This window comes from Lysinibacillus sp. G4S2, assembly GCF_030348505.1.
GTDB lineage: Bacteria > Bacillota > Bacilli > Bacillales_A > Planococcaceae > Lysinibacillus.
On sequence record NZ_JAUCFJ010000002.1, the window covers coordinates 631,698 to 650,713 of the forward strand.

The window sequence follows — 19,016 nt, forward strand, 5'->3', positions numbered from 1 at the left end:
CTGAAATGGAAAGGGAATAATAATGTTAAGTAATATATTAGGTAAAAAGAAACTAAAAGTTGAAAATGAAAATTTAAAGCTTGAATTAGAGGAAATGAATAATAGTTATAAAAATGTTTTGGGGACAAAATCAGAATATGAAAAAGAAATAGAGAAATATCGAAAACTAGTTCTTAAATATAAACAGGACTTCATAAAAATCACAGAGGAGAATAATGACTATGAAGTAAAAATTATTAATAAAGATTTAGAATTAGAAAAGTATAAACAAGGTTTTAAAGAAATATTTGAAAAGAGTATTGCTTATGAAACGGAAATTAAAAATAAAGATTTAGAGTTAGAAAGGTATAAAGAGTTATATGGAAACCCATCTTTTACCGAATCATCTACTATTGATCAAGTAAATATTTATGATAATGACAAAAGTTTCTTTGATTACATAATTGATATTACAGGTAATCCATTCAATGAACAACAAATAGCTTCAATCCGATATAACATGGAAAAGCATCTTAGGATCATAGCTGGTGCTGGAAGCGGAAAAACAGAAACTATTTGTGCAAAAGCAGCGTATTTAAAGTTTGTAAAAAAAATAGACGAAAAAGAAATTGCAATGATTACTTTCACGAGAAAAGCAGCGAAAGAAATGAGGGAAAGAGTAAACAAATTTTTAGGAGTAGAAAAATCCCTAATAAAAGTTGGGACCTTTCATAACATTTTTATACAAATATATAATCAAATTATACAAAAGCAACCCGAATTAAAAAAGATTGGTGTTCAAGGTGATGATCCAATAGAGGGAGCAAAAAAATATAATGATTTGTTAAAACGCTTAATTAATAAATATAAGCTATATGCCTTTGATAAAGAAGGGGAACAAACCATATCTGAACGACTATCGTATTGGACTAGTATGGGATACTCCAATACAGAAATAAAAAATTTTATACATCAACACTTTGATGAAAAATTTAAGAAGGAAGGCTATTGTCTTAGCGAAGTGTTTTATCGAATGATAGAAGAGTTCCAAAAGATTAGGAAAAACGAAAACATAGTTGTTTTTGATGACTTTTTACTTAATCTTTATTATGTGTTGAAGGATAGTATAGACGCTAGAGATATAGCACAAAGTATGTACAAATTTATTTTTATTGATGAGTTTCAAGATACAAATCCGCTGCAAATGAAAATAATCGAACTTATCTGTCCTAGAGATATAATTAACACTTCAAATAATAAAACTAAATTAATTATAGTTGGTGATGATGATCAGTCCATCTATGCTTTTAGAGCATCTGATCCATCATATATAAAGGATTTTTCTAATGTATACAATACTCATACTATAGAACTTATGACAAACTATCGTTCTATTGAAGAAATTGTTAAAGCAGGTAATAGAGTAATTGCATTCAATAAACATGATAGAATTAGTAAATCTATGATTCCTTTTCATAAGAAAAAAGGAGAAAACTATGTGATATTTACAAAAAATCAAAAACATGAAGCTAAAATAATAATAGAAAAATGTATTAGTCTAGGAATAAAAGAAGAATCTTTTAAATACGGAAATAAATTGGAAAAAATAAATTATACAAAAAGTGTTGTTTTATACCGTTCCAAGAGCCAACTAACAGATTTTATAGCAGTATTAACTGAAAATGGGGTTCCTTTTGTTATTGAGAAAACAGATGATTTATTAGGTATTTTTAATTACCCATTCTTTGTTCAATTTTTCAATTCTTGGATAGATTTGGTGACGAAAAAAAGATGGTCGTCTATATATAATACTATTGCGTCTAGTTACTATATTCCTTTCAGTAAAATAAGGGATTTTACGGGTGAAATTTGTGATAATTCTCTTGATACTTTTTTAGAATTTTTGAATGGTAATTCTAGAAGTAATGTAGATTCGACAATGATTAAAAGATACTTAAAATTTATGTTGGAATTAACCGGAAATAAGGAAATAAATATTAATAATTTTATCCAAATGGTATTTGAATTTCCAAAAGTGAAAAAAGAAATGGATCAAGTACAAAAAGAAGAAATTTTGTCCATTTGTAAAAATCTAAATAGTTGGGATGAATTATATAGATATTATTGCAAACTGAAAAAACAACAGGATGAAATGAAGGAAAAAGTTGAGCTATATCACCAAAAAAAATATAATGCATTATATCTTTTAACCATACATTCCAGTAAAGGTTTAGCTTTTTCTAATGTTTTTATAATTGGGGCTTATGATAGTGGTATACCATCATCTAAAGCTATTTCTGTTCAGAATATAGATGCAAATATAGCAAGAGAAAAGGCAGAGCCAATTACAACTATTGAGGAAGAGCGAAGATTAATGTATGTCGCTGTAACTAGGGCAAGAAACAATTTATATATAACCTATCCTAAAAATATAAATAATAGACCTATAGAATGCTCACCTTTTTTAAAAGAACTTAATTTACCTGCAATCGATTTCACTAAACAATAAACAAAACTAGTTTAAAATATAAAAAAGACCCAAAGTTTTATTTCGTGAATATCGGTATTGATTTGAATTGACCATTTTTTATAAGTGTGAGTTTATTGTTTGTCCGCATAAAAGGCAGATTTAATATAATATTTGCTTAAGAAAAGCATCTACTCATGATGAGTGATGCTTTTTGTGTTGCTATTAGATTTTGTCACCATTTTTTAAGAAGAAAAAGCCCTCAAATTCAACCTCTAACACGTTAGCAATTTTTCGTAAGTCTTGTTCGCTAAAATTATCCTTTTTCAATTTCGTATTAATATTTTGTCTTGATTGCCCCAGTATTTAGGCTAAATCTTGAACAGACATATCTTTTCTATTCAAAAGAACTTTAATTTTTTCCCCCATTGTTAAAGGCATCCTAACACCTCCTACAATGTTATTAAAAGTTATCAATAGCCAGTCGGTAAATGGACTAGAAATAACCGACATGCAACATAAAGGTAGGTGAATGTATGAATGTACTATCATTGCAAGAAAGCCAGAAAATAACACGAGACATGGTAAAAGGCTATATGAAGTTGCTCACACACCGAATTAATAAGTGACTAAGAGGAGAGGAGAAGCGATATGCGTTTACAAAACACACTCGATTATCTTAAAGATCAATTCTATGCAGCTGGAGCTGAATGGAAAGAAACGAAGGATAGTAAATTGCTGACGGAGTTGAATGCGTTAGTAGCGGCAATCAATGCGATTGAGGTTTATCTGTATGACCAGCGTATTACTGTAATAACAGATTGCGTATAAAAAGCATGCTAGAAAGTAAATTTGGATGGAAAAAAGAATGGCTTGCTATGTCGGACCTCAAAAAGAAGTTACCCATGAAAATCAAGCGAGGCATGTATAAGAAATATATTTTAATCTCATGTAATAGATTCTTAGTTTTTTGATCATAATGGTGAAAAGATAGATTTTAACTTTAGTAAATTTGAACTTTCGAAAAGGTTGCTTTGAAAACAAATACAGAGATTGGGTGAGAGGCGTGAAAAGTAAAATTTATAGCGATAGATTTTTAATTTGTAGCGATAACACAGCAGGTATTTTAACCTTGAAACTTATACACAAAGTAGAAGGTATTGTTCTACATGAATGGAAAGAAAAAGTTAAGAATGAACGTGAAGCTACTATATCTTTAGAGGCCTATAAACGCTTTATGTTTGAAGAGGACGGTGCTCTGGTATATTCGGTGAAATATGCAGCTAATCTTTTTGAAATAGACTATAAGGGAAAAGGCTTAATCGAAGTTACTGAGTTGATAAAACAAAAAGCAGTAGAGTTGGAAAAGAAGGAGGAAACAATATGTATTCTGTAACAGATCATCCTCGTTTCAATGAATTATGGGATGCGAAAGCAGCAGCTTATAACGCTATAACCGAAGTATTAGTTAATAATGGGTTAGAAGAGGAAATTAGCAAAGTGATAGCATACCGGGAAGCACACAATGAATTAATAGAAGTTTATGAAGAAGTTGCCTATGATAATGGCGCGTTAGGTACCATCAATGACATAGAAGAAATTTTATTAGGAAAGAAAACACTCGAAAAAGGGGAGTATGTGTAATGAGCGAATTCAAATTAGAAATATCGAATGACAATAATTATTTAGGGCTATTAGAAGGTGACGAGGTGCTAGTTTCAACAGTAGAACAGCCTCGAAGCAACGGAAAGGATTTAGCAGTATTTGAAGCGGCCGGGGTGCGTTTTGTTAGTACCTTCACCCGCTTCGGAAATCAAATTATGCTGCTGGGTGAGTGTATCCAAGTAGTGCGTGAACATCAGGTGAAGATTATTGGCAAGGTGATTGAAAGAAGTTTCGAGGGGAAAGAAAAAGCCGCAGCGTTTGCAGACTCTACAGCCCATTGATTCATGCCCTTTAGGCGCTCTTTCTATATTTACATCTCAATTATAGATAAGAACATTTGTTTGTGTTTTTGAGATTTTTTGTTTCAAAAGTCGTTTATAACAGTTATACTGGAGGTAAGGAAAAAGTAAGGAAGGGAGACGTTAAATGATTATGTACGATATCTCATGTTAGCTTTTAACTAACTTCGAAGTAAATAGAATTAAAATAGGTCCAAAAGGGAATGTATTTTGAAATTGGTCTAACTATATAGGGTGATATCAAGATATGTAACAATCCAATTTATAACACATTGGATATCTAAGAATACAAGTTAAGATTTTATAGATAAAGTCTCGAAAACTCCTGTTGAAGGATAAGAAAGAAAAAATAATGATTCATCAGAAGATTGGATATATGTTTAAGGGTATTGAGATGTCAATTGAAGATAAGATAAATTCACAATTCGAGAAAATTATTATACTATTGATGTATTTTCGAAAAGATGTTGTATCTTGCTCCGTAGCTTCAAAATTTATTTATGAAATAAATTTTGAGGATGGGGAGTATTTTTAGTAATTAGTAAGATTGTTGATTGGGAGATTTTAAATCTTGAACATGAAGAAGTATACATTACATAAAGGCAACAAATTTAATTAGGTATAAACCTATATTTGATTTTGCGGATTAAATATAAACGTTGAAATATATACAAAAATGCTTATTTAATCAAGTACATTTTTGATTTTTGTCTATATTACAACTTAACAGGGAGTGGTGAGCATGATAGCCTTGATTGGTTAGCCAGCTCTTGATATAGCTAGGTTCTGGCTACCGATTCTTGCGAGTAGAGGCTCTATATCAAGTTGTAATTATTCACGCACTTGTATAGAAAAGTAGTTAATCAGCGAAAGTGTACATGTTTAGACTAGCAAAAATGTACATTGTTATTTTGACATTTATAATTAAAGACAAATCTCTACTATCGTTAGAAATTTTCGTTTTTGAATAAACGATCTATTACTAGTCTTTTGATATGTACTATATTTACAATGTTCCTATTGTACGATTAGTAATAGACTTTGGCATAATAATAAATATGGCGCATAAATTAATAAAATATGGCGCATAATCAATATAAATTGAAATATGAAGACAAGTACTTCATATTTAAGATATTAATTCTATAATAATTAAGGAGACGAGCTTAATGAAAGTTTTGATAGAAAACTTAGCCTTAATAAAAGACTCCAAATTTTCGGATGCGCAATTTAATGTGGTTGTAGGGAACAATGGAAGTGGTAAAACTATTTTTTTAGAAACTATAGTTTATATAAAAAAAGCCCTAGGTCAACTACTGAAGAAGAAAATTAGTGATACAGAAATTTTAAAGAAACTTATAAAATTATATTGGGATGATAAAGCTATAGTAAGTAAATTACTTAATACACCTTTTACTGTGTTCGAACGATCTCGTTTTGAAGGCGAGTGTTCTTTCGAATTACAATATAAGTTGTTAGATGCTTTTTTAAAAGATACTTTAAGTGATTTTAATAAGAGTATTAACACTGAGATTTTAGTGAACATTCTAGGTGGAAATTCAAATAAGAAATCACATGGTATGCGGTTAGAGGTTACAGAGGTTGATTATCTTAAAATAGATAAGGTTCAATTTGCAATTTCAAAAGTAGATGATACACAAGTTCGTTTAGATGTATTTAATGGTTTCCAAAAAGAGTTCAAGCTCTTTAGTATTGTTAAAGAGATGGAATACGATGTTGATCAATCGGAAGCTGTGAATCAAATAGATGAAGAAAATACTTTTACATTTAGACCTGTATTATTTGGAGTAGAAGAAATTGAAGAACAACTTAAAGATTATATAAATGAATGTATAATAAAGTTAATTATCAATGATGTAGTCTATAGTGACATAGCATTTTTCCCAACCGAGAGATCGTCTTTTTATGACAAAGGAATAGTAAAGATGATAGTGCATAATCCAGAAGATGTAGATATACGCTATAGTGAAAAATTGTTTTATAAGTCATACGACAATTTTAAAGACTTTACAAAGAGATTTAGGTTGCCTAGTATTAGAAATTCAAAGGTATTATCTGAGATGGTTGATGGAGATTATATTTACGACGATGATGGAGAAATTGTTGGATTCAAGCAAAAAGATGGTATAGAAGTGCCTAAAAGATTGTTTTCTACTAAGCAGAATCGAATGATGCCATACTTAATGCTAGAAAATCCTTTAGAGCGTTTTGAACTAGTTGTTATAGAGGAACCGGAGGCACATCTATCAATAAGTAGTATGAGAAAGTTAATTCCGTTTTTTGAAAATATAATAAAGAATAAAAAACAAAAGTTAATTATTAGTACACATAGTGAAATCTTATTGCAATTATTGAATAATACTCTACTTTTAGACGAAGATATATCTTCTAATGTATATGAATTGATTAACTTAGAAGATGGTAGAACAAACTTAAAAGAAGCAGAAAAAACACCATTTGGATATCGCGTAAAATTAATGACTCAAGGACTGGAAAAACTATTCGAAGAATCTAATAAAATACATTCTAAAATACTAGAGGACATGGACGATGATATTTGAGGAAATGAAGTTTATTAAGAAGTTATACCTAAAACGCATTTTTAGTGATCACTTGATAGAAATTGATCCACAGAATAAATTTTCTATGGTATTAGATATTGATAGTGATGGGTTTAATGATTTATATAGGGGATTTGTTGAAGTTGATGAAACTAACAAAGTGGTAAATATACACCAATATGAGGGGATTAAATATTTTAAAACCCCTCCCTCAGGTTTTATGAGATTCCTTTCTTTCAATAATTTTCCAGATGGAATTTATTTTGAGTACTGTACAGGTAAATTTATAAATTTTCATATATTTGAACTTAAGTTAAATCCACTTAATCAATATCCTAAAATGGCTAAGCAATTTAAAGCAGGGAGTATTCACTGTGAAATGCTAGCCAGAATACTAGGGGTTGAGAACCAATACAGTATTAAATATTATACAGTTTATTCGAAATTAGAAGTTAAGACTTCAATGTACAATTATCTTAACCCACCTAGAGCGGATCCTGGTACTGATACGACTCAAGTTAAGAAAATTAGCGACGAAATAATGTCGATGTGGAAGCATTCCGAAACTTGCTTTAATATGGGGAACATTACAGAGAATATCAAATTTAAAAAAATAGCAATAGAAGATATAGGTAGAGATACAAAGGGATATAGGTTAATAAGGGGACGATATGAAATATAAAAAATTGTGTAATGCAAAAAATATATAAAGAAAATATCAGTTTTTACTGTTTGATTTTTTATTACATAGTATTTGATAGAAACATGATTTGAGAAAACCTGATTAAAACGTCAACTGAATTGCTGGCGTTTTTTTATTATTGAGAATGTTTTATTAATTCATTAATCCACTGTAAGCCCGTAATCAAATAACGCATATAAACAACCTGGCACCTCCGGTACGATAGATGTATCTATCTAAGGAGGTGCTTTCCTTATGTCAACTAACAAATTAACCATTGTACCAGTTAAACTGGATCCCATACCAACTGAAACAACCTCGACTAATTCTTTCCAACAGACAGCTGGGCCAAGCTGTCTGATTAAAACTGCTGCGGGCGAAATCTCCTTCTTCAATGGCGTAGATGAGCACATCATTCAAGCTGTGATGAAGGAGCTGGTTCAAAAATGAAGCATGATTTTACGCGCGTGCAAAATATTTATATTGTCTGCGGGAAAACTGACATGCGTAAAGGGATTGACGGTCTAGCGACCCTCGTTCAGGACTCGTTTGAACTGGACCCTTATAGTGACTCGATTTTTTTATTTTCAGGTATAAGTAAGGACCGCTATAAATGTCTTTATTTTGACGGTGACGGCTTTGCACTACTTTATAAACGTCTAGACAATGGCAGGCTACAATGGCCCAAAAATGAAAAGGAAGTACGAAATCTATCTCAACAAGAATTGCGTTGGTTATTGGAAGGTTTATCTCTTCAACAACCGAGGGCAATACAGAAATCTGCAAAAGGTGTCTTTTAATCACTACTTTCTAAATGGTATAATTAACCGCAGATAATTTGAACGGAAATGTGGTGAACAAGATGAGTATGGAAACAACAGAAAAATTAATTCACTTATTAGAAGAGCAACTCGCTGTTATGAAGCAACAAAACGAAGAGCTTTCTAAAAAGTTAGACGTGTCACTCGCCCAAAATAAATACTTGTCTGAACAAGTTCGCCAGTTAACCAAAATGATTTATGGTTCGCGCTCGGAGAAGTCAAAATACCAACCACCAGATGGACAATGTTCGTTATTCGATAATGATCCGTCTTTTAATGGGTCTGAGCAAACAGAAGAACAAAGCACGGAAACTGTGACGTATACAGTGACCCGTTTAAATAAAAAGAAAAAGCGTAACGATTCATTCGTAGAAGGTGTGGAAGTGGAAGAAATTCACCATCATCCAGTAAATCTCCAATGTGACTGTTGCCAAAGTCAGTTACATGAAATCGGCTCCACAATTACCCGTGAAGAAGCAGCGTTTATTCCGGCCAAGTTGGTGCGTGTGCAGCATATTGAGCATGCCTATGAGTGTAAGCAATGTAAAAAAGATCGTGAACAAAATCAGTTTATTCAACGTGGGAAAGCGCCGATGGCAGTGATTCCTCGTAGCATCGCAGGGCCAACGGTGTTGGCGAAAGTCATCTATGATAAATTCTCACTCTACCTACCACTTTATCGCCAAGTAAAAGAATGGGCACGTACGGGTTTAATCACCAATGATAAAAATCTTTCGAATTGGGTGATTCGTGTTGCAGAAGAGTGGCTATTACCAATTTATGAAGAGATGAAAAATGTCCTTTCAGTCAAAACGCTACTTCATATTGATGAAACTGTTGCCCAAGTATTGAATCGTTCTGATGGAAAGCGAGCACAATCAAACGCGTATAACTGGGTATTCCGAACAGTCCCAACTGAGGGGCCAGTAATCATTCTATTTGAACATGCGTTAACGCGAAGTCGAACGGTATTGGAGGAATATTTGGCCAATTTTGAGGGCACCATTATTTGTGATGGCTACTCTGCCTATGATAAGTTACCCAACATCACATTCGCCAACTGTTGGGCGCACGTTCGACGTTATTGGTTAAAAGTCGATAGCAAGAACGGACGTATTGGTTTGGCCTACTGTAATCAGCTCTACGCTTTAGAGCAAAAATTCAAAGGGCTGCCGCCGAAGCAACGTCGAAAAATGAGATGGCGCTACGCAAGACGGGTCATTCGGAAGTTTTTTAACTGGCTCGAAAAGTCTCAATTCTTTGGCAAAAACGCATTAGCCACAGCAACAGAGTATACGTTGAACAGAAGAAATGAACTAAAAGCATTTTTGTATAATGGGCAAATCGAAATCGATAATAATCCAGCCGAAAATGCGATCCGTCCAACCGTGATAGGAAGGAAGAACTGGCTCTTTTCTGTCAGTGAGGCGGGCGCAAAAGCCAATGCAATCTGCTTAAGTCTAGCGGAAACAGCAAAAGCGAATGGTGTAGATTTCTATAAATACCTCGTCAAGCTTTTGACGGATTTACCCAATCTCGCAATTCATCAACAACCAGAATTATTACAAGAATACATGCCTTGGTCCGAGTCGATTCAAGCTACATGTGCATAATAAAGCCAGCTATCTGAAAAAACATCAGAAAGCTGGCCATTTGTCGTGCGTGCCGTGAGGTGCGCATATTTTTTTGAATTCGGGCTTACAATCCACTCACTCATTCCTGTACACACGCTCGCCATTTTATTAGTCCTATTCAGCCCCACATTAGCCCCAACTAGCCCCAAATTAAAGTTGTTTTATTCTTTATCTTGCGTAGTTTAAAATTTCATGAAATACATTTGCGTATTGATATATCAATACTTATAGGTTTTAGTTAGATATAGTATGCAACCAATCCACTTTAGGCTGGGTAAAATAAAGCTAGAAACATTAACTAGTGCATTCTGCGACGAAAGTGAAACGTCAGTCGCAAACACAGCTTCTAAATTGCTAAGAGAAATGATCTTGGGCTGGGTAAGAGACTTCAAATTGTTAATATGAAGCGGTTAGAGTGGGGTTTAGCTATGAGCTAGCCCCACTTTTTTGCTTAGAGAAGGTGATAAAAGGTCTTATCAAGCTTTTAAGAGTGATGTTGTTCTTGTGATAGACGGTTGGTAGTACCCCGTTAGCGCTTGATTCTAAAAAAAAGAAAGACACCATCCCAAATACATCGGATAGCGCCTTGATATTTCAAAGAGTTCTACTAAGGGTTCGTTGACCAAAGTCCAGCATGTTTTAAGACAACACGTGGGTGAAGTTTTAGTTGTGCAACCATTAAATCTGCTAGATCCTCTGCTTGCATCACTTTTTCTGGATTGCCGTCTGTTAGGTCTAGCTCAACAGCCATATCTGTAGCAACTGTACTTGGCGTTAATGTTGTAACGCGAATATTTTTCTTACGCACTTCAAGCATTAATGATTCACTTAGTCCGATAACTGCAGCTTTTGAAGCTGAGTATGCACTAGTAATTGGTGCACCTTTTTGACCAGCTGTTGAGGAGATATTAATGATGTCTCCTGTGTTGCGCTCGATCATCTCCGGTAATACAGCGCGTGTTGTGTAGTACACACCTTTTACGTTGACATCGATAATATTTGTCCATTCTTCAGGTGTTAAGTCCATGAAGCCACCGAATTTTGAAATGCCAGCATTGTTTACTAAAATATCGATGGCGCCAAGCTCACCGCGAATAGATTCAACGGCTTTAGTAATAGAGTCTAGATCCGCTACATTTGCCGCAGCGATGGCTACCTTCACATCATACTGTTTAAGTTCCTCTGCTACTTGTTGTAAATTTTCAAGCGTACGTCCAACAAGACCTACGTGAATACCTTCTTGCGCAAAAGCTACTGCTGTTGCGCGTCCAATTCCACGTCCTGCTCCTGTAATTAACGCCACTTTACCTGCGATTGCTTGCATGTTTTTCTCTCCTTTAGATAAGATCGTTTTATTTAGACGAAAAAAAAGATTAAGATTTGTCTTTAAGACTAACCTCATTCTACTATGATTTTCTATATTGTGAAGAGTGCACTTTTTTGTGCGGAGGTTACTAAAAGTTACTTATGTATATGAAAGGGAGTTAGCTCTATGTCGGATAAATTAAGAGAAGAGATCAAAGAGAGAATATTAAATAATGATTATCATTGCGAAAAAGAACTTACCTTATCAATTATTAGTGGGAAATGGAAGGTTGTTATTTTGTGGCATTTAGGTGTAGAAGGACCACATCGCTTCAGTGAACTTCAAAGACTTTTCCCGAAAATATCTCATAAGATATTAACAAACCAATTACGTGAACTGATGGATGATGGAATTGTTCATAGAGAAGTGTTTCCAGAAGTTCCTCCGAAAGTCGAATATTCAATGACAGAACTAGGGATGACATTATTACCAATCGTTGAGATGATGTACGAATGGGGAAAAAATAGAATCGATCAAATTAAACAAGAAAGCCATAACGAGGTCATTGGATGATTTAAATTGTCAGTGATGTTTTTAGACAACTTTAAAAGAGCTAATAGATGGGTACATTATTTAACGATATTAATTCAACCTTTTTCATATACATAAATTTATTAAGATGGGTGAACTTTCCTTAACTTTGAACGTCTACTTTGTAAAAGGGGTGAACTAATGGGAGTTTGGTATTTCTTAATCCTATTTGTAGGGTTGTTTTTGATATTTAAAGGACTATATATGAAAAAGCAATCTTTGTTCATTAAGAAAATTGGTATTGTGTTTGTAGGATTATTATGTATTTCATTCTCAATATTTATGTTTTCACCAGGAAGTGCAGAAATAATTGCTGATTTGCTAAATTTGGAATAAAGAAAAATATGGATTGGTGATATTTCTCGGATAACACTAAGAGAAATGGTACTGGGCAAGGTAAAATAATTTATTTTATAATGTGGGGCTAAAAGTGGGAAGGTATAATGAGATTACTTTTAGCCCCGCCTGCTTTTGAAATTTGACTTACATAATCATTCCAGGCATCAATAGATATTTGGAATTAACGGACTTTCTTGGGGAATCTTTTGATTAGAATCAAATAACTTATTGACATAGCAAGGAAAATATTGCTACATTATAGGTAACGGATGTTACCTATCGGAAGGAGGAAAATTATTTGGCACCGAAAGAGCAGATTACAGAGGAAATTTTATTGGATTGTGCTTTTGAAATGGCTAGAAAGAGTGGGATTGATAGTGTTAATGCACGAGATTTAGCAAAAGAGTTAGGTTGTTCGACAAAACCTATTTTTCGATTATTCACGAGTATGGACGATTTAAAGTACGCAATATATGAACGGGCTAGCAATCTTTATAATGAAAGAATGTTTCAGGGCTTGCAAGAAAGTTCTTTTTTAGGAATGGGGTTAGCTTATATTAACTTTGCTCGAGAAGAAAAAAAGTTTTTTGAGTTATTATTTCTATCCAATAAATATAAGATTTCAAGTTTTTCGGAATTAATAAATGATGTAGAGAATCAAGGTATTATAGCACTTATTTCAAAAAACACAGGATTAACTCAAACCTCTGCTAAATCTCTATTTATCGATATATGGTTAACTACGCACGGTATTGCGACAATGTGTGCGACGAATACTTGCGATTTAGACAGCTCGGAAATTGAGGGTATTTTAAAAGATGTTTTTGAAGGAGTTAAACTAAAATTATTGGATGGAGGAAATAAATGAAAATGAAAAATTCACCTATTCTTTTATCGATACTATTTACTTTGTTTGCACTTGTTTTTCCTTTCATAGCTGGTGCAATTATAGCTGTCAAAAATATAAGTAGCTTAAGCTCTATAACTTTGATTCAATTTATTGCCTTTGCAGTTGGAGTAATATTTACTCTTTGGATCATGAAAAAAAGTAAATTCTCTTTACAGGATTTTGGATTTAGAAGGTTTAAAGCCGAGGCGTGGATGGCTGTGATCGTTATTTCTGAGCTGATTGCTTTCTTTAATGGTATTACATATAAAGAGGGTTTTTCTGCGCAGTATGTATTTATTTTGCTTCTATTTGTTATTGCAGTTGGTCTTTATGAAGAGTTTATTTTCCGTGGCCTAATTTTCAAATATTTATCAGCGAAAGGGCTTAAAACGGCTATTATCGGCTCCTCTATTTTGTTTGGAATTGGACATCTTGAAAATTTACTTGCCGGTCATGATTTTTTATTGACATTAGTACAAGTAGCTTTTGCATGCCTCTTTGGGTTAGTTTGTGCAGAAATTGTTCTAAAGACAAAAAGTATTATTTTCCCGATTGTCTGGCACGCTTCGCACGATTTTATTGCTTTCTTGACTGATCAAAGTGAGCCAACGGTTCTTGCTACTTCTCTTTATATCTTTCATTGTCTAGTGTTAATTGGTCTCGCAATTTATTTCTGGAGAGCTTTATTTCCTAAGAATGATGTTACAAAATTGGGGAATACTGAAAGTTACGTTTAAACACGACATGTCAAAAAAAGCATCTACTCATTTATTTGAGTCGATGCTTTTTTTGCTAGTTTCCTTAAGTCAAAGCCTCTAATCCAACATTACCTCCTGAAATAAGAAAACACACTTTTTCATTTTGATGAATAGGTAAAAGTCCTTGAAGGGCAGCTCCAATACCGATTGAGGAGGAAGGTTCTGCGATAAATTTACCCTCGGTGAGTAAGGTTTTCATTCCACGTTGGATCGATGCTTCATCCACACTTACAACCTCATCGACAAGCTGCTGAACAATTGGAAAGTTTCGTTCTCCCGGCTGTAAAGTTAATAGGGCATCTGCCAAAGATTTTTGTTCCTCTAAAAGCAATCTTTCGCCAGCTTCTAAGCTTTTGGCATAACGCGAAACAACGGCAGGCTCCACGCCAATTATTTTGATAGGAGGGGCCAGAGATTTTACAGCAGTAGCAATTCCACTAATTAATCCACCGCCACCCATAGGAACAACTATGGTATTAACATCAGGAAGCTGTGCAAATATTTCTAAACCTGCTGTCCCTTGCCCTGCCATGATATCGTAATCATCATAAGGATGTATAATGCAATAACCATGATCACGACTGAGCTTTTCTGTTACAACATGTCGTTCTGCAAGCTTACATTGTACAACCTCAGCTCCCAAAGTACGTATTCCTTCTATCTTAATTGTAGGAGCTGAATCCGGTAGGACAATGGTTGCCTTAACATTTAAGAGCTTGGCCGCGTAGGCAACGCCTTTGCCATGATTACCCGAGGAAGCGGCAACTACGCCTTTTTGCAATTGTTCTAAAGGCATGGATAGCATTTTATTAAGAGCCCCACGCAGTTTGAAAGAGTTTGTTTTTTGCATATTCTCGGCTTTTATGTAGACATGACATCCTAAAAGTTCATCGAGCCCATTTAACCGAATAATAGGTGTTTCATATACATAGGATGAAATTCTTTGTTTAGCAGTAAAGATTTGTTCAAGTGTTAACATACAGCAACCCTCACTTTAGTAAAATAATTGAAAATTCTGGCGTTATAATATAACTGTAGATTTACAGGCAATTTGTGTCAATGAATAAAATGACTGTGATTATGGCCGCGACTCCATAGAATACTTCCTTCAACCTTGAAAAAATATTTGCTGAAAGACGGGGTAAAACGCCTCAGATGGTCCACACGGTTTATTGTCGAGATGGAGCAAGAATCGGTGACAGTATTGAGTTAAAGCTTAAATGTAGTTGGGGTTAATTCTTAAGGAGATAGCCTTTTAAATGTGTTGCAACTGCTTATGAAGCAGAAATTCAAAGTGGTTGAGGTGGCTAAACGTTCCTGAATTTTCATCCATTTGACGTAGGTTCATTTAATCGAAACTTCAAAAGTTAATATTTGTATATTATACTTATTATATGTGTATTAGGGAGTGTTTTAAGAAGTGGTAGAGGCTTCAAGAACCTTACTTAGAGTAACAATCTAGCAACTAATTTCATGACTTGCCAGTAACACTAATAATTATAATCCACCTTATAGACCTGCAGATTATTTCAAAATGGTATATGGAATTATTGATGACGAAAAAGAATTTAAAGAAACATTCGTTGTTATTTATGAAGATAAAATGATTTGTTTTGGAGTCATACCATTAAAGCCTCTGTTGATTCAAACGGATTATAAGAAGAGGATCCAATTTCGAGTTAGTTGTAAATACGATGAATGGAGGATACATAATGGACAATTTATTTAATCAAATCTCAACTTTTTTAAACATATCATTACCTCAAGAAATAATGAATGCTTTCGACAATTCAATCTATTTGAAGCACAAGAATGATTTTTTAATACGTTTATTATCTTTTGAAGAAGCAACAGAAGTGTATTCATACCTAAATGAAGAAGTTAATATTTCAGAGGTTTTTCCATTATGGACAGATGATAATTCCAATTATGTGGGTGTTTACATGTTCGGGTCACTAACAGGCAGAGTTTGCTTTATAAATCATGAGGAAATAGACTTGTCCCCAGTATATCCTAATGTACAAACGTTAATAAAAATCCTATTAGAACATCCTGAAAGTGATTGGTATGAACTTCCAAAATATTATCCTCGGTCCAAAGAGCATACTGATGAACTGCAACTAAAGCAAGATGTACAAGCCATTAAAGAATTGACGAACCTTCTTAAAAACCCTGAATTAGATGATGAAAAAAGAACTCAATATTTGTTTTCAATTATGGCTTTAACTTCTTACACACAATTGCATGAAATAATTCCCTTATTGGAAGACTCGGATATGTGGGTACAAGAGAGAGCTGCTGAAATTCTAGGTTTCCATAGATACGTGCCTGCTAGGGAAAAATTAGATTGGGTTAAAGAACACGGGCAATATAACGGGAAAATGGCAGCTGAATTAGCGTTAAAAAGGATAAGAATGGAATTAAAGAACTAAACAAAAAGAAGCAATAACATATTAGAGTAACTTGTTTTATATTTGTTCTTTATTAATCCCTACAAAGTGCTAATGTTCATATTTGTATAAAAGAAAGGTTCTGTTAACAACAATCTTTGCGAACTGAGCCAATAAAACAGAGCCTGTATCGACAATTACTTGGTAATTAAAGATACAGGCTCTTAATTTCAATATTTAGTTGTCGTTATATATATTTAAACAAAAAAGATTGAAACATAACGTACTCATACATTCCTGTACATTTAGCCCCAAAAACATGCTTGTTAATGCATTGACTTGCGCGGAAGAGACAACAGAGAATAATATCTCAAACGCTGATTTAACGGACTTCCTAACACATGCATGTTGTATTTTGCGTCATTCCTAATATATAATAAAAAGGTTATAGTAAAAACAATAAAAGGGAGCGTCCATAATGGCCAACGAAGCAAGATCGCAGGTGAACATTAAGCTCATTTCTACGATTCGTCCGATCGATGGGGAGTCCGAAAGTTATGAAATGTTGCTGTCAGGGCAGCTACTTGAAAAAGCAGGAAGCATGTATTTGAAATATGAAGAGGTGCAGGAGGATAAAACCATCCGCACAACTATGAAGCTAGGCAATGAACAGGCATTAATTATGCGTAATGGAGCAGTAAAAATGCGACTACCACTTAACATAATTGAACAACAAATGGGTCATTATGAAAGTGAGTTTGGTTCAATGCCACTTGTCATAGACACGAAAAAAATGACGTTTACAAAACAGGCAATAAGCGGAGATTTCCATGTACAGTATGATTTACTAATGGGTGGGCAATCCGTTGGCAACTATACATTAGACATTACATTTACGGAGGTACAATGATGAACGCAGTAGAACAAGTACAACAAGCCATTAAAGATGCAATTGCGCAGGCTGTTGAAAAAGCTGGCTTAGTAGAGGCTGGCACAGAGTTAAATATTCACCTTGAAACACCGAAGGATAAAGCAAATGGAGACTATGCGACAAATATCGCTATGCAATTAACGAAATTAGCAAAAAAACCACCTCGTGCCATTGCCGAAGCCATTTTAGAAAATCTTGAAACAGCAGGTACAGTTATTGAGAAAATCGATATTGCTGGCCCTGGTTTTATGAATATTACTGTACGTAAAGATTTCCTAACAGACGTAGTAAAAGCAGTACTTGAGCAAGGTGCTGATTATGGTCGTTCTAATGCTGGTGCCGGAGAAAAAGTTCAAGTTGAATTCGTATCTGCAAATCCAACTGGGGATCTACATTTAGGTCATGCACGTGGAGCTTCTGTAGGGGATTCTTTATGTAATGTGTTAGATATGGCAGGGTACGAAGTATCTCGTGAGTACTACATTAACGATGCGGGTAACCAAATTAATAACTTAGCTTATTCACTAGAAGCGCGTTATAAGCAAGCTTTAGGATTAGAAGCTGAAATGCCAGAGGATGGCTACCACGGTCCAGATATTATTGAAATCGCTGGTAAACTAGCTAGCGAGCATGGCGATGCAATTTTATCTAAAACTGATGAAGAACGTTTTGCATTCTTCCGTCAGCATGGTTTAGCGTTAGAATTAGACAAGTTAAAAACAGACCTTGCTAACTTCCGCGTAAACTTTAATGTATGGTATTCTGAAACTTCACTGTATGAAAATGGCAAAATTGAAGTAGCATTAGAAAAACTAAAAGCGAATGGTCATGTATTTGAAGAAGACGGTGCTACTTGGTTCCGTTCAACAACATTTGGCGACGATAAAGACCGCGTGTTAATTAAAAATGATGGCTCTTTCACATATTTAACTCCGGATATCGCATACCATGAGGATAAAATTGTACGTGGCTTCGATAAATTAATTAATATTTGGGGCGCTGACCACCACGGCTATATTCCACGTATGAAAGCTGCTATTCAGGCGCTTGGCTATGACCGTGATACGCTTGAAGTAGAGATTATCCAAATGGTTCAGCTTTATAAAAACGGTGAAAAATTCAAAATGTCTAAACGTACAGGGAACGCTGTTACAATGCGTGAGCTTGTAGAAGAGGTTGGCTTAGACGCAGTACGTTATTTCTTCGTGAAAACTGCAGGCGATTCTCATATGGACTTTGACCTTGACCTTGCCGTATCTCAATCAAATGAAAACCCAGTGTATTATGCACAATATGCACATGCACGTATTTCATCTATTTTACGTTCAGCAAATGAGCAAGGCTTTGCTGCAACAACAGACAATTTAAGCTTGTTAGTTGCTGAAAAAGAAATTGATTTACTGAAAAAAGTGGGCGACTTCCCGAAAATGGTAGCAGATGCTGCGAAGCACCGTACACCACACCGTATCGCCAACTATATTCAAGAAACAGCAGCCGCATTCCACAGCTTCTATAACGCTGAAAAAGTGTTAGATGCTTCAAATAAAGAGCTAACAGAAGCTCGTTTAGCCCTTATTACTGCTGTGCGTACAACAATTGCCAACGCACTACGCATAATCGGCGTATCTGCACCAGAAAAAATGTAATAAAAATCTTTCCAGCCCCGGCATGATAATTTGCCGG

General features: G+C 34.3%; 19 protein-coding genes. 17 read left to right on the plus strand and 2 right to left on the minus strand.

From position 1 onward, the window contains the following. The first annotated feature begins 22 nt into the window (after positions 1-22). The 10 genes from QUF91_RS03425 to tnpC all read left to right on the plus strand — a co-directional run bounded on the left by QUF91_RS03425 (position 23) and on the right by tnpC (position 10,108). Positions 23-2,488: an ATP-dependent helicase gene (locus QUF91_RS03425; RefSeq protein ID WP_289416850.1), complete on the plus strand. Its 2,466-nt coding sequence runs from the start codon at positions 23-25 to the stop codon at positions 2,486-2,488. A gap of 609 nt (positions 2,489-3,097) precedes the next feature. Beyond that, positions 3,098-3,277: a hypothetical protein gene (locus QUF91_RS03430; protein WP_289416851.1), complete on the plus strand. Its 180-nt coding sequence runs from the start codon at positions 3,098-3,100 to the stop codon at positions 3,275-3,277. A gap of 235 nt (positions 3,278-3,512) precedes the next feature. Continuing rightward, a complete protein-coding gene (locus QUF91_RS03435) occupies positions 3,513-3,842 on the plus strand; it encodes a hypothetical protein (protein ID WP_289416852.1) in 330 nt (109 codons plus the stop codon). Beyond that, a complete protein-coding gene (locus QUF91_RS03440; RefSeq protein WP_289416853.1) occupies positions 3,830-4,090 on the plus strand; it encodes a hypothetical protein in 261 nt (86 codons plus the stop codon). The genes QUF91_RS03435 and QUF91_RS03440 overlap by 13 nt, the downstream gene beginning before the upstream one ends. Next, the gene (locus QUF91_RS03445; protein ID WP_289416854.1) at positions 4,090-4,392 is read left to right on the plus strand and encodes a S24/S26 family peptidase; all 303 of its coding nucleotides are present in this window, start codon (positions 4,090-4,092) and stop codon (positions 4,390-4,392) included. Before QUF91_RS03440 ends, QUF91_RS03445 begins: the two co-directional genes overlap by 1 nt. A gap of 1,187 nt (positions 4,393-5,579) precedes the next feature. Further along, the gene (locus QUF91_RS03450; protein WP_289416855.1) at positions 5,580-6,992 is read left to right on the plus strand and encodes an AAA family ATPase; all 1,413 of its coding nucleotides are present in this window, start codon (positions 5,580-5,582) and stop codon (positions 6,990-6,992) included. After that, entirely contained in the window at positions 6,982-7,674 is a 693-nt protein-coding gene (locus tag QUF91_RS03455) for a hypothetical protein (protein WP_289416856.1), read from the plus strand. The genes QUF91_RS03450 and QUF91_RS03455 overlap by 11 nt, the downstream gene beginning before the upstream one ends. A gap of 255 nt (positions 7,675-7,929) precedes the next feature. Then, the gene (locus QUF91_RS03460) at positions 7,930-8,124 is read left to right on the plus strand and encodes a hypothetical protein (RefSeq protein WP_285395386.1); all 195 of its coding nucleotides are present in this window, start codon (positions 7,930-7,932) and stop codon (positions 8,122-8,124) included. Then, positions 8,121-8,474, plus strand: a complete 354-nt coding sequence (gene tnpB, locus QUF91_RS03465) for an IS66 family insertion sequence element accessory protein TnpB (protein ID WP_289416857.1) — start codon at positions 8,121-8,123, stop codon at positions 8,472-8,474. The genes QUF91_RS03460 and tnpB overlap by 4 nt, the downstream gene beginning before the upstream one ends. A 62-nt stretch (positions 8,475-8,536) precedes the next feature. After that, the gene (gene tnpC, locus QUF91_RS03470) at positions 8,537-10,108 is read left to right on the plus strand and encodes an IS66 family transposase (protein ID WP_289416858.1); all 1,572 of its coding nucleotides are present in this window, start codon (positions 8,537-8,539) and stop codon (positions 10,106-10,108) included. A gap of 628 nt (positions 10,109-10,736) precedes the next feature. Here tnpC and QUF91_RS03475 read toward each other — a convergent pair. Next, on the minus strand, positions 10,737-11,453 hold the full coding sequence (locus QUF91_RS03475) for a 3-ketoacyl-ACP reductase (protein ID WP_289416859.1): 717 nt from the start codon (positions 11,451-11,453) through the stop codon (positions 10,737-10,739). A gap of 168 nt (positions 11,454-11,621) precedes the next feature. Here QUF91_RS03475 and QUF91_RS03480 point away from each other — a divergent pair, with 168 nt between their 5' ends. From QUF91_RS03480 to QUF91_RS03495, 4 genes are all read left to right on the plus strand, one after another. Next, a complete protein-coding gene (locus QUF91_RS03480) occupies positions 11,622-12,008 on the plus strand; it encodes a winged helix-turn-helix transcriptional regulator (RefSeq protein WP_285398978.1) in 387 nt (128 codons plus the stop codon). Positions 12,009-12,167: 159 nt separating this feature from the next. Further along, positions 12,168-12,362 carry a hypothetical protein gene (locus tag QUF91_RS03485; RefSeq protein WP_285398979.1) on the plus strand — a complete coding sequence of 65 codons (195 nt, stop codon included), beginning with the start codon at positions 12,168-12,170 and terminating at the stop codon, positions 12,360-12,362. Between the two features lie 301 nt (positions 12,363-12,663). Further along, complete coding sequence (locus QUF91_RS03490) at positions 12,664-13,233, plus strand: TetR/AcrR family transcriptional regulator (RefSeq protein WP_289416860.1); 570 nt, start codon at positions 12,664-12,666, stop codon at positions 13,231-13,233. Continuing rightward, on the plus strand, positions 13,230-13,991 hold the full coding sequence (locus QUF91_RS03495; protein WP_289416861.1) for a CPBP family intramembrane glutamic endopeptidase: 762 nt from the start codon (positions 13,230-13,232) through the stop codon (positions 13,989-13,991). The genes QUF91_RS03490 and QUF91_RS03495 overlap by 4 nt, the downstream gene beginning before the upstream one ends. Before the next feature lie 64 nt (positions 13,992-14,055). On the opposite strand, the gene QUF91_RS03500 is transcribed toward QUF91_RS03495, so the two are convergent. After that, positions 14,056-14,991, minus strand: coding sequence for a threonine ammonia-lyase (locus QUF91_RS03500; protein ID WP_289416862.1), 936 nt, complete (start codon positions 14,989-14,991; stop codon positions 14,056-14,058). Between the two features lie 733 nt (positions 14,992-15,724). Here QUF91_RS03500 and QUF91_RS03505 point away from each other — a divergent pair. The 3 genes from QUF91_RS03505 to argS all read left to right on the plus strand — a co-directional run bounded on the left by QUF91_RS03505 (position 15,725) and on the right by argS (position 18,979). Further along, entirely contained in the window at positions 15,725-16,444 is a 720-nt protein-coding gene (locus tag QUF91_RS03505) for a hypothetical protein (protein WP_289416863.1), read from the plus strand. Between the two features lie 436 nt (positions 16,445-16,880). Next, the gene (locus QUF91_RS03510; RefSeq protein WP_289416864.1) at positions 16,881-17,312 is read left to right on the plus strand and encodes a YwiB family protein; all 432 of its coding nucleotides are present in this window, start codon (positions 16,881-16,883) and stop codon (positions 17,310-17,312) included. Beyond that, positions 17,312-18,979 carry an arginine--tRNA ligase gene (gene argS, locus QUF91_RS03515; RefSeq protein WP_289416865.1) on the plus strand — a complete coding sequence of 556 codons (1,668 nt, stop codon included), beginning with the start codon at positions 17,312-17,314 and terminating at the stop codon, positions 18,977-18,979. Before QUF91_RS03510 ends, argS begins: the two co-directional genes overlap by 1 nt. The last annotated feature ends 37 nt before the right edge of the window (positions 18,980-19,016 follow it).

Coding starts and splice junctions, on each gene's coding strand:
- QUF91_RS03425 (WP_289416850.1), top strand. CDS start 23: ATGTTAAGTAATATATTAGGTAAAAAGAAACTAAAAGTTGAAAATGAA.
- QUF91_RS03430 (WP_289416851.1), top strand. CDS start 3,098: ATGCGTTTACAAAACACACTCGATTATCTTAAAGATCAATTCTATGCA.
- QUF91_RS03440 (WP_289416853.1), top strand. CDS start 3,830: ATGTATTCTGTAACAGATCATCCTCGTTTCAATGAATTATGGGATGCG.
- QUF91_RS03445 (WP_289416854.1), top strand. CDS start 4,090: ATGAGCGAATTCAAATTAGAAATATCGAATGACAATAATTATTTAGGG.
- QUF91_RS03450 (WP_289416855.1), top strand. CDS start 5,580: ATGAAAGTTTTGATAGAAAACTTAGCCTTAATAAAAGACTCCAAATTT.
- QUF91_RS03455 (WP_289416856.1), top strand. CDS start 6,982: ATGATATTTGAGGAAATGAAGTTTATTAAGAAGTTATACCTAAAACGC.
- QUF91_RS03460 (WP_285395386.1), top strand. CDS start 7,930: ATGTCAACTAACAAATTAACCATTGTACCAGTTAAACTGGATCCCATA.
- tnpB (WP_289416857.1), top strand. CDS start 8,121: ATGAAGCATGATTTTACGCGCGTGCAAAATATTTATATTGTCTGCGGG.
- tnpC (WP_289416858.1), top strand. CDS start 8,537: ATGAGTATGGAAACAACAGAAAAATTAATTCACTTATTAGAAGAGCAA.
- QUF91_RS03475 (WP_289416859.1), bottom strand. CDS start 11,453: ATGCAAGCAATCGCAGGTAAAGTGGCGTTAATTACAGGAGCAGGACGT.
- QUF91_RS03480 (WP_285398978.1), top strand. CDS start 11,622: ATGTCGGATAAATTAAGAGAAGAGATCAAAGAGAGAATATTAAATAAT.
- QUF91_RS03485 (WP_285398979.1), top strand. CDS start 12,168: ATGGGAGTTTGGTATTTCTTAATCCTATTTGTAGGGTTGTTTTTGATA.
- QUF91_RS03495 (WP_289416861.1), top strand. CDS start 13,230: ATGAAAATGAAAAATTCACCTATTCTTTTATCGATACTATTTACTTTG.
- QUF91_RS03500 (WP_289416862.1), bottom strand. CDS start 14,991: ATGTTAACACTTGAACAAATCTTTACTGCTAAACAAAGAATTTCATCC.
- QUF91_RS03505 (WP_289416863.1), top strand. CDS start 15,725: ATGGACAATTTATTTAATCAAATCTCAACTTTTTTAAACATATCATTA.
- QUF91_RS03510 (WP_289416864.1), top strand. CDS start 16,881: ATGGCCAACGAAGCAAGATCGCAGGTGAACATTAAGCTCATTTCTACG.
- argS (WP_289416865.1), top strand. CDS start 17,312: ATGAACGCAGTAGAACAAGTACAACAAGCCATTAAAGATGCAATTGCG.